The organism is Flavobacterium soyae, assembly GCF_045348165.1.
In the GTDB taxonomy this organism is placed as follows: domain Bacteria; phylum Bacteroidota; class Bacteroidia; order Flavobacteriales; family Flavobacteriaceae; genus Flavobacterium; species Flavobacterium soyae.
Genome location: NZ_CP150845.1, coordinates 1,103,082 through 1,116,734, shown reverse-complemented (window position 1 = coordinate 1,116,734; position 13,653 = coordinate 1,103,082). Strand labels below are relative to the sequence as shown.

The 13,653-nt window shown below is 31.8% G+C and carries 10 protein-coding genes; 8 read left to right on the top strand and 2 right to left on the bottom strand.

The genetic code is table 11. From position 1 onward, the window contains the following. The first annotated feature begins 51 nt into the window (after positions 1-51). The 5 genes from AABD74_RS04900 (at position 52) to AABD74_RS04880 (ending at position 4,574) form a co-directional block, all read left to right on the top strand. The gene (locus tag AABD74_RS04900) at positions 52-2,169 is read left to right on the top strand and encodes a glutamine--tRNA ligase/YqeY domain fusion protein (protein ID WP_406844842.1); all 2,118 of its coding nucleotides are present in this window, start codon (positions 52-54) and stop codon (positions 2,167-2,169) included. 830 nt (positions 2,170-2,999) lie between these two features. Further along, complete coding sequence (locus tag AABD74_RS04895; protein WP_232679763.1) at positions 3,000-3,479, top strand: hypothetical protein; 480 nt, start codon at positions 3,000-3,002, stop codon at positions 3,477-3,479. Positions 3,480-3,560: 81 nt separating this feature from the next. Then, entirely contained in the window at positions 3,561-3,887 is a 327-nt protein-coding gene (locus AABD74_RS04890) for a YtxH domain-containing protein (RefSeq protein WP_232679765.1), read from the top strand. Positions 3,888-3,963: 76 nt separating this feature from the next. Further along, complete coding sequence (locus tag AABD74_RS04885) at positions 3,964-4,314, top strand: competence protein (RefSeq protein WP_073484152.1); 351 nt, start codon at positions 3,964-3,966, stop codon at positions 4,312-4,314. 5 nt (positions 4,315-4,319) lie between these two features. After that, on the top strand, positions 4,320-4,574 hold the full coding sequence (locus tag AABD74_RS04880) for a DUF6327 family protein (protein WP_053474337.1): 255 nt from the start codon (positions 4,320-4,322) through the stop codon (positions 4,572-4,574). Positions 4,575-4,594: 20 nt separating this feature from the next. Here AABD74_RS04880 and AABD74_RS04875 read toward each other — a convergent pair whose 3' ends face one another. Beyond that, a complete protein-coding gene (locus AABD74_RS04875; protein ID WP_232679767.1) occupies positions 4,595-5,578 on the bottom strand; it encodes an SPFH domain-containing protein in 984 nt (327 codons plus the stop codon). Between the two features lie 133 nt (positions 5,579-5,711). Continuing rightward, positions 5,712-7,217, bottom strand: a complete 1,506-nt coding sequence (gene gltX, locus AABD74_RS04870; protein WP_232679769.1) for a glutamate--tRNA ligase — start codon at positions 7,215-7,217, stop codon at positions 5,712-5,714. A gap of 165 nt (positions 7,218-7,382) precedes the next feature. On the opposite strand from gltX, the gene AABD74_RS04865 reads away from it, so the two are divergent. The 3 genes from AABD74_RS04865 to mnmG all read left to right on the top strand — a co-directional run bounded on the left by AABD74_RS04865 (position 7,383) and on the right by mnmG (position 13,493). After that, positions 7,383-10,787 carry a hypothetical protein gene (locus AABD74_RS04865; protein ID WP_406844841.1) on the top strand — a complete coding sequence of 1,135 codons (3,405 nt, stop codon included), beginning with the start codon at positions 7,383-7,385 and terminating at the stop codon, positions 10,785-10,787. After that, the gene (ybeY, locus tag AABD74_RS04860; protein WP_406844840.1) at positions 10,784-11,203 is read left to right on the top strand and encodes an rRNA maturation RNase YbeY; all 420 of its coding nucleotides are present in this window, start codon (positions 10,784-10,786) and stop codon (positions 11,201-11,203) included. Before AABD74_RS04865 ends, ybeY begins: the two co-directional genes overlap by 4 nt. 418 nt (positions 11,204-11,621) lie before the next feature. Beyond that, positions 11,622-13,493 carry a tRNA uridine-5-carboxymethylaminomethyl(34) synthesis enzyme MnmG gene (mnmG, locus tag AABD74_RS04855; RefSeq protein ID WP_406844839.1) on the top strand — a complete coding sequence of 624 codons (1,872 nt, stop codon included), beginning with the start codon at positions 11,622-11,624 and terminating at the stop codon, positions 13,491-13,493. Positions 13,494-13,653 lie beyond the last annotated feature (160 nt).

Genomic DNA, 13,653 nt, shown 5'->3' with positions numbered 1-13,653 from the left:
TAAACTATAAACTATAAACTTTTTTATCTTTGCTAAAATTACTATAAAATAATGGCATCAGAAGAGAAATCACTCAATTTTATTGAACAAATCATAGAGGAAGATTTAAAATCAGGTCTTTCACAAACTAAACTTCATTTTCGTTTTCCACCAGAACCAAATGGTTATTTACACATTGGACATGCAAGTTCTATTGCATTAAATTTTGGATTAGGTATTGATTATCAGTCACCTGTAAACTTGCGTTTTGATGATACAAACCCAGAAAAAGAAGAGCAGGAATTTGTTGACGCTATTAAAAAAGATGTAGAATGGCTGGGTTATACTTGGGCCGAAGAACGTTATGCATCCGATTATTTTCAACAATTATACGATTGGGCCGTTTTATTAATTAAAAAAGATAAAGCATATGTTGACAGCCAGTCTTCAGAAGATATGGCGATTCAAAAAGGAACTCCGTCGACAACTGGAACGGATAGTCCATACAGAAATCGTTCTGTTGAAGAAAATTTAGATTTATTCGAAAGAATGAAAAACGGTGAATTTGAGGCTGGTACACATATTCTTCGTGCAAAAATTGACATGAAATCAACAAACATGTTAATGCGTGATCCTATTATGTACAGAATTTTACACAAACATCACCATAGAACAGGAGATACCTGGAAAATATATCCAATGTACGATTGGGCACATGGTCAAAGTGATTATTTAGAAGCCATTTCACACTCATTTTGTACACTTGAATTCTTGCCTCACCGTGAATTATATGATTGGTTTTTAGATCAAATTTTAGATGAAAATAAATTGCGTCCAAAGCAAAGAGAATTTGCAAGACGTAACTTATCACATACTGTTGTTAGTAAAAGAAAATTACAGCAACTAGTTAAGGAAAAGCATGTTAACGGTTGGGATGATCCAAGAATGTCAACCATTTCTGGATTAAGAAGACGTGGTTACACAGCTGCTTCTTTGCGTAATTTTGCCAATACAATTGGTATTGCAAAACGTGATAATTTGATTAATGTATCGGTTTTAGAGTTTTGTATTCGTGAAGATTTAAACAAGATTGCACCTCGTGTAATGGCTGTTTTAGATCCTGTAAAACTAGTAATTACCAATTATCCTGAGGGAAAAGAAGAATGGCTTGAAGCCGAAAATAATCAGGAAGATGAAAATGCAGGATTCAGAAAAGTACCTTTTTCTCGTGAATTATACATCGAAAGAGAAGACTTTTTAGAAGAAGCTCCAGCTAAATTTTTCCGATTAACTTTAGGAAAAGAAGTTCGCCTTAAAAATGCATATATCATTAAAGGTGAATCTGTTATAAAAGATTCTGAAGGAAATATTACAGAAATTCATGTAACATATGATACTGATTCTTTAAGCGGAAGCGGGACAGAAGCAAGCCAAAGAAAAGTATCTGGAACATTGCATTGGGTTTCAATAAAACATGCATTAAAAGCAGAAGTTCGTTTGTACGATCGTTTGTTTACAGATGAAGCGCCGGACAGTTATAAAGAGAAAAATTTCTTAGATTTTGTGAACCCAAATTCGTTAGAAATTGTTACCGGATATGTTGAACCAAGTTTAGCAAATGTTCAAAATGAAGACAAATTTCAGTTTCAACGTTTAGGTTATTTTACTGTTGATAAAGACTCAACTCCTTCAAAATTAGTATTTAACAAAACTGTTGGACTAAAAGATGCCTGGGAAGAAAAAGGTAAAAAAGAAGAAAACAGCATCAATAATTCTTTAAAAGAAATCAACAAATATTTTAAAGTTGAAACTAAACCGGAACGTATTGCAATTGAAAGTGCAATAGGAGAGAACATCAAAAATGTTTCTAGTTTTTCACTTTTACAAAATTCTTTAAAGAAAAATATCAACAATAATAAGGCTTCGCTGTTGTTTTCTCAGTTTATTTTGAAATATTCAAACTGGAAATCTACAGATTTTGAAGAAGATGATATTAAGAAATTATATTCAATGTCTCTAAAAAGTGAATCGACTTATGTTAGATCAAAAGCACTTTTGAATTTAAGAGATATTGTAAGTGAAGATTTGAGAAATCAGTTTTCAGACGAAATTTTGAAATTATATTCAAATCCTCCAAAAAATGCATCGGAGAGAGAAATTGAAATTTTATCTGAAATGGTAAAAAAGTAAAAATAATTAGAATCTATTGAAAGCGCTTTTTATAAGCGCTTTTTTTATTATTTATATTTTCTATTAAAATTAATATTTTTATAAAAATTTTAAATTAAAAGTGACTTTCATAAATTAATTTTAAGACAATTTTTAATTTTATCCATCTCTTGAATCCTTTTTTTTGAAATTCCTTTTTAAAACTCTTTATTTTAAGTTTCGTCTTTTTTTGTCAATTTTTGTTTTTTTCACTTCATAAAAATGGAAAATGAACCAATTTTTATTTATTAATATAGTTTATTAAATTTTTAATATTATTAATTTTAATTATTATTTATAAAATCTATTTAAATATTAAAAACAATAGTTTTTATAGATTAATTTCGACCTTCATAAATTGATTTTAAGGTAATATTTAATTTAGGGCGACATATAACTCGTTTTTTGAATTATTGTTTATTTATGGCTTTAATTTAAAGTTTTACCGTTGTTTTTGTCAGTTTAACGGGTTATTAACATACAATTGTTTATAAAGTTGCTATTTTTATCTCAATACCAAAAGTCAGAAATGATTTTATAAAAATTGATATTTCCGAGCAGATTCTAAACTGAATTTCTTAAAACTAAAAATGATGCTTTTTTATTTTAAGATCATTTCTAATTTGAATTTTAGAAACGACAAATTTTATGTTCTAATTTTTATTATGATTTAGTTTTGATAATATTTCGCGTAAAAGGTATTTTTCAAATTACTTTATAATTATAAAATTTCATAGCATTAGTTTTAGGTAATTATTGTTTTTGTATTTCAATAGGACAAATTTTAATTATAAATATTAGATTCAATTATTATGAAAATTTTTTATTTTACGCTGGCAATGTTATTTGCAAACATTGCAATTTCACAAACACATCAAATGACAAAACATAATGGAGAACAACTTGATGTTAATTTTATTAAAAACGAAAACGGTTTAATTTATTATTCATTGAATGGGAGTTCTGAAGAAATTAAAATTAGCAAATATGCTGTTTCATCAATTACAAATAAGCAGACAAAACAAACTCAAAAAATTTCTGATAAAATAATAGTTGATTCAAAAGACGATTACAAAATGGTAACTGTTCTGCCTCGGGAAAAGACAATAGGGCTGAAGCAGGCAGCAAGTTTTACCGGAGTCTCGACAAGGACAAAAGGTGAACCGCCAATTGCAAATCAAAAGCAGACTGCTATGAGAATCAAAACGAAGTCAGCTTCAAATGGTTATCCTTTTGTGAGTATTATTGAAAATGCTGATGGAAAATATGAAGCTGTTGCTTATGTGTATTAATTATATTGTTAAATTTTACATTTTACAATTTATCATTTTAAAAAATAAGTATCTTTATTAATCACTTAAAATAGAAATATCATGTCAAATAATTCAAATACAATTGCAGCAATTTTAGCTGGTGCTGCAGTAGGAGCAGCGTTAGGAATTTTATTTGCTCCAGATAAAGGATCAAAAACCCGTGCTAAAATTAAAGAAGGAATTGATGATGCAAAACATAATCTGCAGGATTCTTTTCAGGCAAGTTCTGAAGTGCTGCGTGAAAAATTCACGGGTGCAACACAAAATCTTGATGGAACTTTAAATGATTTACTTTCAAATGTAAGCCATAAAACAGAAGAAGTAATCACTTTTTTAGAATCTAAATTGGCTGATTTAAAAGCACAAAACGCTAAACTTCAAAAATAATATTTGAACAGGAAGCACATTACTTGCTTATTTTTATAAGAGAGTTTTGTGCTTTTTTTATTTTAAAAAACTAATTATGGCTTTTGAAGAGTTAAAAGAAAATACCGAAAAAATCCAGGAACAAACTAAAGTTTACATTGACAGTCATTTAGCTTACTATAAACTTTGGGGTTTTAAAGTAGCAATGAAATCAACAACTTTAATTTTCAAATTTACTTTGATATTATTGTGTTTTAGTATGGTTTTACTTTTTGGATCTTTTGCAGCAGCTTATGCTTTTGGAGATTTATTAGGAAGCAATGCTTTGGGATTTTTGGCAGTAGGAGGGATCTATCTTTTGTTCACCATTTTACTTTTTCTGATAAAAGATAAGATTGTTGAAGGTCCAATTTTGGAGAAGTTTTCAGAAATATTTTTTAACGATTAAGAATTATGGAAAAGAAAAAATACTCTTCTTATGCTGAAATCGATAGAGATTTAGAAATTTTAAAACTGGAAAAAGATATCAATTATCAGAAATTGGTTTTAAGTTTTCAGAGAACTAAAGAAAGCATAACACCACAAAATATTGTAAACGGATTCGTTTCATCTTATACAGATTACTTTAAAAATTCGTATCCGCAAATTTTGCAATCCATTTTACCTTATGTAATTGGCTGGTTTATAAATAAAAAAAGAGGCAGTTAAGCCTCTTTTTTATTTTAGAATTATGATTGAACTTCTGGTTGAACGTCATCTTCATATCCAGATTGTGGCTGAATTGGTTTTGGTTTCTCTACTTTTTTATTATATTTTTTCATCATTTCACCAACTTGGTTTGATGCTGAAAATGAAGCAACCATGTTATTCAACATATCACTTCCGGCTTGTGGAGAATTTGGCAGCAAAATTAAATTAGAATTTGTATCAGCTCCAATTGCCTGCAAAGTATCATAATGCTGCGTAACGACAATTAGGGCAGAAGCCTCTTGAGAATTAATCCCAACATTGTTTAAAACTTCAACACTTTCTACAAGACCTCTTGCAATTTCACGACGTTGATCTGCAATACCTTGACCTTGTAAACGTTTACTTTCAGCCTCAGCTTTTGCTTTTGCAACGATTCTGATTCTTGAACTTTCAGCTTCAAATTCTGCAGCTGTTTTTTCTCTGTCAGCAGCATTGATTCTGTTCATGGCATTTTTAACCTGAATGTCCGGGTCAATATCCGTTACCAAAGTATTAATGATATCGTAACCATAAGTAGTCATCGCTTCGTTCAATTCTCTTTTTACTGCAATTGCGATATCGTCTTTTCTTTCAAAAACATCATCCAATTTTAGTTTAGGAACTTCGGCACGAACTACGTCAAATACATAAGCAGTAATCTGATCGTGCGGATATTCCAGTTTATAAAAAGCATCATATACTTTATCCTGAATAACTTTAAACTGAACAGAAACTTTCATTTTAATGAAAACGTTGTCTCTAGTTTTAGTTTCAATGATAACATCAAGCTGTTGAATTTTAAGATTTACACGTCCGGCCAATCTGTCCACTAACGGAATTTTTAACTGTAATCCTGAATTTCTAACACTATGAAATTTTCCAAATCTTTCTATAATCACAGAACTTTGTTGTTTTACTGTAAAGAAAGAAGACATGAAAATAAAGAATGCTAGTACTAATAAGATAATAAATGCTGTACTCATGGTGATATAGTTTATATTTTTGATCTTGGTAAATTACGAAAATTCTTCTAAAATAAAATTTTTAAACATTAAAAAAACGCTAAGAACATTTATTAGATATTTCTTAGCGTTTCTATTTTGAATTTTATTTTGATTATAAAGTTGCTATCGCTTTTTGAATTCTAGAAATAGTTTCTTCTTTTCCAATGATTTCAACAATGTCAAATAGGTGAGGCCCTTTTAAAGCTCCAACTAAACTCAAACGAAAAGGCTGCATAACTTTACCCATTCCAATTTCGTTTTTCGTCAACCAATCTTTCACGATTGCTTCGATATTTGCAGAATCAAAACCATCAATATATTCTAGAGTCGAAATCAATTCCTGCATTAAAGCCGGAGTTTCTTCCTTCCAGTTTTTGCTTGCTTTTTCATCATAAGATGTTGGAGCCTGGAAAAAGAAATCAGTTAAATCCCAAAATTCAGAAACGAAATGAGCTCTTTCTTTAATCAAAGAAACAATACGAGTTGTCACTTCGAGCGGAGTCGAGAAGCCTTTTTCTTCTAAAATAGGAGAGAAGCTCTTCGCTAAATCAGCATCATTTTGTTTGATTAAATATTGATGATTGAACCATTTGTTCTTTTCAGGATCAAATTTTGCTCCCGCTTTATGAACTCGGTTTAAGTCAAAAGTTTCAACTAATTCTTCAAGAGAAAATAATTCTTTATCAGTTCCGTCATTCCAGCCTAACAAAGCAAGGAAGTTTACAACGGCTTCCGGGAAAAATCCTTTCTCTCTGTAACCAGATGAAATGCCTTCTTCCGTTTTCCATTCTAATGGAAACACAGGAAATCCTAATTTATCACCATCCCTTTTAGATAATTTTCCGTTTCCAACCGGTTTTAAAATCAAAGGTAAATGTGCAAATTCCGGTGCATCCCAACCAAAAGCTCTGTATAATAAAACGTGAAGTGGCATCGATGGCAGCCATTCTTCACCACGAATTACATGTGAAGTTTCCATTAAATGATCATCAACAATATTAGCTAAATGATAGGTTGGCATTCCGTCACTTTTAAACAAAACTTTATCGTCAAGAAGATTAGTTTCAAACTTAACATCTCCACGAATAATATCTTTTAAATGTAATGTTTCATCAACCGGAGTTTTAAAACGAATCACATAATGTTCTCCATTTGCAATTCTTTTAGAAACTTCTTCTGCAGAAATTACTAACGAAGTATCTAACTTTTCACGGTTGTGATGATTGTATATAAAAGTTTTTCCTTCAGCTTCGTGTTGTTTTCTATGTGCATCAAGAGCTTCAGGAGTATCAAAAGCATAATATGCCCAGCCTGAATTGATCAGTTGATCTGCATATTTTTGATATATTTCTTTACGATCACTTTGTCTGTACGGGCCAAATTTTTCATTTTTTCCAACAGTTTCTTCAGGAGAAATTCCTAGCCATTCCAGTGCTTCCATAATATAAGCTTCGGCACCCGGTACAAAACGAGTCTGATCCGTATCTTCAATTCTCAGATAAAAAACACCGTTATGTTTTTTTGCAAATAAATAATTAAATAGGGCAGTACGAACCCCGCCAATATGTAATGGTCCAGTCGGACTTGGTGCAAAACGCACGCGAACTTGCTTTGACATTTGTTTATAATTTTGATGCAAAGATACAATATTAGTCAAAAGCCAAAAGTCGAAAGTCCGAAAGGTTTATAGCTGCGTGCTAAACTTTTGACTTTCGACTTTTGACTTTTAGACTTATCATTATAATTACTACTTTTATGGGTTATAATTAAAAGAGATTTTATTTTGAAAACATCATCTGCAATATATCAGAAGTTAGAAGGATTTATAAAGAAATATTACATGAATGAATTGATAAAAGGAGCACTTCTTTTTATTGGTTTTGGACTTTTGTATTTCCTGTTTACACTTTTTATAGAGTATTTTCTTTGGCTGAAACCATTAGGAAGAACACTTTTATTCTGGATATTTATTGCAGTAGAAGTTTTTCTGTTGTTTCGTTTTATCTTATTTCCAATTTTTAAGTTGTTCAAACTTCAAAAAGGAATCGATTATAATCAGGCTTCGGCAATTATTGGAAATCATTTTACAGAAGTAAGTGATAAACTAACGAACTTTTTACAGCTTTCTTCAAATGAAAATTCTGCAGAAAGTTCAGAATTGATGTTGGCTTCGATCGAACAAAAAGCAAATTCATTGCAGCCAATTCCGTTTGGAAATGCCATCAATTATAAATCAAATAAAAAGTATTTACCGTTAGCTTTAATTCCGGTTTTGCTATTTGCAGTTTTTTTTGTTTCTGGAAACAGCAATATAATTTCCCAAAGCTTTAATAGAGTAGTACATTTTAATGCTTCTTTTTTGCCACCGGCTCCTTTCAAATTTGTGATTCTAAATGACAAACTTCAAACAGAACAAAACAAAGATTTTATTGTAAAAGTTGAAACAGAAGGAAACGTAGTTCCAGAAAATGTAATGATCCATATTGGTAACGAAAGCTATTTTATGGAATCTTCTCAAACCGGAAAGTTTGAATTCAAGATTGAAAAACCAACAACAGATATGCAGTTTTCATTTGAAGGAAATTCAGTTTCATCAAATGAATATGAATTAAAAGTTATTACAGTTCCATCGATTGCCAACTTCGAAATGGTTTTGAATTTTCCATCTTACCTAAAAAAGAAATCAGAAACGATTCAGGGAACCGGAAATGCAATCGTACCAGAAGGAACAATTGTAACCTGGAAAATGAAAACGCAGTCAACTCAAGAGGTAGTTTGGAAAGATGAAAACTCAATTTTGAAGTTTAATAAGGCAGAAAACGAGTTTAAATTAGCTAAAAATATTAATCAAAATACAGAATATCAAATTCTTACTTCGAATAATAAGGTTAAAAATTACGAAAAATTAGACTATCAGCTGTCAGTTATCAAAGATCAGCATCCAACAATTACAGTTTCACCAGCTCCGGATAGTTTAAAATTAGATAAGAATTATGTTTTAGGAAGACTTGGTGATGACTATGGTTTATCAAAATTACAAGTTGTTTATTACGAACATGGCAAACCACAAACTGCAAAGCGAGGAACTATTCCTGTAAAGCAAGCAGTGTTTGATCAGTTCGTTTTTAACTTCCCAAGTAATCTTGCAGTAGAAGAAGGAGTATCGTATGAATACTATTTTGAGGTTTTTGATAATGATGCACTGCACGGATTTAAGAGTACAAAATCTTCTACATTTTCAGATCGAGTTTCTACAACAGATGAAATTCAGGATGCAGAATTGCAACAGCAAAATGCCAACATTAATAGTTTATCTAAATCATTAAAGAATCAGGAAAAGCAGTTTTCTGAAATGGATAAACTAAAAAACACAGGAAAAGAAAAAGATAATTTAGAGTTTAAAGATCAGCAAAAAGTAAATGATTTTATCAAACGTCAAAAGCAGCAAGACGAAATGATGAAGCAGTTTGCCAAAAAAATGAACAAGAATTTAGATAAATATAATACGGATAAGAAAGATAAAACTGCCGAAGATTTACAAAAGCGTTTAGATAATGCCGAGAAAGATTTAGAGAAAAACCAGAAATTGATGGATGAGTTAAAGAACCTAAACGATAAATTAAACAGCGAAGAGTTGTTTGATAAGATGGAAAAATTCAAACAAATCAGTAAAAACCAATCTCGTAATTTAGAACAATTAGTTGAATTAACGAAGCGTTTTTATGTAGAAAAGAAAGCAGAGCAAGTTGCAGAGAAGCTAAATAAGTTAGCAGAAAAACAAGAAGAGCTTTCTAATAAAGATGCTGAAAACACAAAAGAGAAGCAAGACGATATCAATAAATCATTTGATAAAATTCAGGAAGACCTTAAAGATTTGAAAGAGGAAAACAATACTTTAAAATCTCCGTTGGATATTCCGAAAGATGCTTCTAAAGAAAAAGATGTAGAGAATGATTTGAACAAAGCTTCAGAAGAATTAAATAAAAAGAATACTTCTTCGGCTAAGCCAAAACAAAAAAGTGCTTCTAAAAAAATGAAGTCAATGGCAGAGCAAATGAGTTCAAGCATGGAAGGTGGAGAACAAGATCAATTAGAAGAAGATGTTGCCATGCTTCGTCAAATTCTGGATAACCTTTTAGCATTTTCATTATCTCAGGAAGACGTAATGAAACAATTTAAATCGATGAAATTAGGTTCTTCTGCATATACGAAGAACATAAAAATTCAGCAGAATTTAAAACAACAGTTCCGTCACGTCGATGATAGTTTGTTTGCAATGTCTCTTAGAAATCCAAAAATTGCAGAAGATGTAACTAAGGAAATTGGAAACGTACAATATAATATGGATAAAGCAATTGAAGTATTAACCGATGTTCAAATCCCAAAAGGAGTTTCGCATCAACAATACGCTGTTTCATCTGCAAACAAATTAGCCGATTTTTTAAGTGATCTTTTAAATAATATGCAGATGCAAATGTCTAAACCGGGAATGGGAAAACCAAAACAAGGAGACGGACAAGGAATGCAATTACCAGATATTATTCAAAAACAAAAAGGTCTGGCAGATAAAATGAAAGAAGGAATGAAGCCGGGAGATAAACCGGGAAGTGGTCAGCAAGGAAAAAGTGGAGAAGGAAAACAAGGACAAGGTCAGGGTAAAGAAAGCGGACAAGGAAAAGATGGACAAGGAAAAGACGGAAAAAATGGTCAAGGTAAAAATGGACAAGGTGGTAAAGAAGGAGGAAAAGGCAACGAAGGAAATAATGGTGAAGATGGAGAAGGAGATGCTGAAAAGATAATGGAGATTTACAAAGAGCAAGTTAAACTTCGTGAAGCTTTACAAAAAGAGTTAGCTAAAAAAGGATTAGACATGCAAGGAAGATCTGCAATTGAACAGATGAAAGCTTCAGAAAAACAGATTTTAAATAAAGGATTTAAGAATGAGAACCTGCAGAGAATTTTAAATATTCAACAAGAATTATTAAAATTAAACAATGCAGTTCAGGAACAAGGTCAAGATACGAAGCGTCAATCTGAAACAAATAAGGCTGAATTTTCTAATCGATCAAATGCGTTACCTAGCTCATTAACTGATTATTTAAATAGTGTAGAAATTTTAAATAGACAATCGCTACCTTTGCGCTCGAATTTTAATCAAAAGGTTCAAGAATATTTTAATACAAAATGATAAACTTTAATTACGAAACCGAATTTTCTTTAGACAACGAACAAGCTTTTACAGATTGGTTGAGCGCTGTTATTGTTTCTGAAAAGAAGAACGAGGGAGAAATAAATTATATTTTTTGTGATGATGAATACCTGCATAAAATAAATGTAGAATATTTAGATCACGACACACTAACAGATATTATCAGTTTTGATTATACAGTTGGTAACGAAATCAGCGGAGATATTTTTGTTTCTGTAGAAAGAGTAGAAGACAATGCAAAAGATTTTAATGTTTCTTTTGAAGAAGAATTGAAACGTGTATTGGCTCACGGTATATTACATTACTGTGGATACAAAGATAAAAGTGATGCTGATGCAGAACTTATGCGTTCAAAAGAAGATGAAAAGATTGCGATGTTTCACGTGGAACAGTAGAGTTTTTGTTTCAGGTTTTTATTATTTCAGGTCTCAAGTTTTAGCTGTGTAAAGAAGACATTAAAAGTTGTTCCACGTGAAACACTTTTAATTTGAAATAGTTTTTACAAAGTGTTTCACGTGGAACATAGAAAATTAATTAGAAGAAAAGAATTAAATCCGAAAGATGTTTCACGTGGAACATGAAAATTTAAGTTTGTTTTTAAAATGTTTCACGTGAAACATTAACTATTCGGTTTTAGTTTTGAAAAATAAATCAGCAAGTGTTCCACGTGGAACTTTTAAATTTAGTTTAAAACGTGGAATTTGAAACAAAAAAAAACCTGAAACAAAAAAGATAGTTCCACGTGGAACAAAAGAAAAATAAAGTTAATTCTGAGAATCGCCTTAAACGGTTTGCAGAGAATAATAAAACAAAATGTTTTTAGAAGAATACGATGTTATTGTAGTTGGTGCTGGACATGCAGGATCTGAAGCCGCGGCAGCGGCCGCAAATTTAGGATCCAAAACTTTGTTGGTTACAATGAGTTTGCAGAACATAGCCCAGATGTCTTGCAATCCTGCAATGGGAGGAATTGCAAAAGGACAAATTGTTCGTGAGATCGACGCGCTTGGAGGTTACTCCGGAATTGTTTCAGATCGAACTGCAATTCAGTTTAAGATGTTGAACAAATCAAAAGGGCCAGCAATGTGGTCGCCGAGAGTTCAAAGTGATCGAATGCGTTTTGCAGAAGAATGGAGATTGATGTTGGAGGGAACTCCAAATTTAGATTTTTACCAAGAGATGGTAAAAGGTCTGATTATCGAGAACGGAAAGATAAAAGGAATTAGAACTTCGCTTGGAGTTGAGATTCGATGCAAATCGGTTGTGTTGACAAACGGAACTTTTTTGAACGGATTAATTCATATTGGAGAAAAACAATTTGGTGGAGGTAGAGCAGGCGAAAGTGCCGCAACCGGAATTACCGAAGATTTAGTGAAAGCCGGATTTGAAGCCGGAAGAATGAAAACAGGAACGCCGCCACGAGTTGATGGACGTTCTTTGGATTATTCTAAAATGAACGAAGAAAAAGGAGATGCAATACCGGATAAGTTTTCTTATTCGGATTTGACCGTTCCGTTAACGCATCAAAGATCTTGTCACATGACATACACTTCGCTTGAAGTTCATGATATTTTGAGAGAAGGTTTTGATCGTTCGCCAATGTTCAACGGAAGAATAAAAAGTTTAGGTCCGAGATATTGTCCGTCTATTGAAGATAAGATTAATCGTTTTGCGGATAAAGAACGCCACCAACTTTTTGTTGAACCAGAAGGATGGAATACTTGTGAAGTTTACGTTAACGGATTTTCAACTTCGCTTCCAGAAGATATTCAATTTAAAGCATTGAGTTCTGTTGCCGGTTTTGAGAAAGTGAAATTCTTCCGTCCGGGTTATGCAATCGAATATGATTATTTCCCGCCGACGCAATTGAAACATACTTTGGAAACAAAGTTAGTTGAAGGATTATATTTTGCCGGACAAATTAATGGAACGACAGGATATGAAGAAGCAGCTTCGCAAGGTTTGATGGCTGGAATAAATGCGCATTTAAAAGTGCACGAAAAAGCGCCATTAATTTTAAAACGTGATGAAGCGTATATCGGAGTTTTGATCGACGACTTAATTACGAAAGGAACGGAAGAACCTTATCGTATGTTTACATCAAGAGCAGAATATAGAACATTGTTGCGACAAGATAATGCCGATTTCAGATTGACACCAATGTCGCATGAAATTGGTCTTGCATCTGAAGCTCGTTTGCGAAGAATGGAAAAGAAATTAAATGAGTCTGAAAAGATGGTTGCGTTCTTCAAAGAAACAAGTGTTTCGGTTGCTGAAACAAATCCAATTTTAGAAGCAAAAGAAACTGCCCCAATTACGCAAGGCGATAAAATGTTTAAAGTATTCTCACGTCCGCAAATTGATTTAGAGGATATGCTGAAATTTGAAAAAGTAAAAGCATATGTTGAAGAAAATGATTTAGACAAAGAGATTTTAGAGCAAGCCGAAATCCAGGTTAAATATTCTGGTTATATCGAAAAGGAAAGAAACAACGCCGATAAACTAACTCGTTTAGAAGAAGTAAAAATTCCAGAGAATTTCGATTATAATAAAATCAAATCAATGTCGATTGAAGCGAAACAAAAATTAAGTAAAATTCGACCAGTTACAATTTCTCAGGCATCAAGAATCAGCGGTGTATCACCAAGTGATATTTCTGTGCTTTTGATTTATATGGGAAGGTAGAGATTTTAAATTTTAGATTTCTGAGTTTAGATTTTTCTTGGATCGATTACTAGTAATTTATTTGATTTGTTTCACGTGAAACAAATTGAAGGGAATTAAAATTTTAGATTCTAATAAAACAATCTAAAATCTAAACTCAGAAATCTAAAATGGTATTTGT

Bases quoted from the DNA above. Each gene is read 5' to 3' on its own strand.
- AABD74_RS04900 (WP_406844842.1), top strand. From the start codon at position 52: ATGGCATCAGAAGAGAAATCACTCAATTTTATTGAACAAATCATAGAG.
- AABD74_RS04895 (WP_232679763.1), top strand. From the start codon at position 3,000: ATGAAAATTTTTTATTTTACGCTGGCAATGTTATTTGCAAACATTGCA.
- AABD74_RS04890 (WP_232679765.1), top strand. From the start codon at position 3,561: ATGTCAAATAATTCAAATACAATTGCAGCAATTTTAGCTGGTGCTGCA.
- AABD74_RS04885 (WP_073484152.1), top strand. From the start codon at position 3,964: ATGGCTTTTGAAGAGTTAAAAGAAAATACCGAAAAAATCCAGGAACAA.
- AABD74_RS04880 (WP_053474337.1), top strand. From the start codon at position 4,320: ATGGAAAAGAAAAAATACTCTTCTTATGCTGAAATCGATAGAGATTTA.
- AABD74_RS04875 (WP_232679767.1), bottom strand. From the start codon at position 5,578: ATGAGTACAGCATTTATTATCTTATTAGTACTAGCATTCTTTATTTTC.
- gltX (WP_232679769.1), bottom strand. From the start codon at position 7,217: ATGTCAAAGCAAGTTCGCGTGCGTTTTGCACCAAGTCCGACTGGACCA.
- ybeY (WP_406844840.1), top strand. From the start codon at position 10,784: ATGATAAACTTTAATTACGAAACCGAATTTTCTTTAGACAACGAACAA.
- mnmG (WP_406844839.1), top strand. From the start codon at position 11,622: ATGTTTTTAGAAGAATACGATGTTATTGTAGTTGGTGCTGGACATGCA.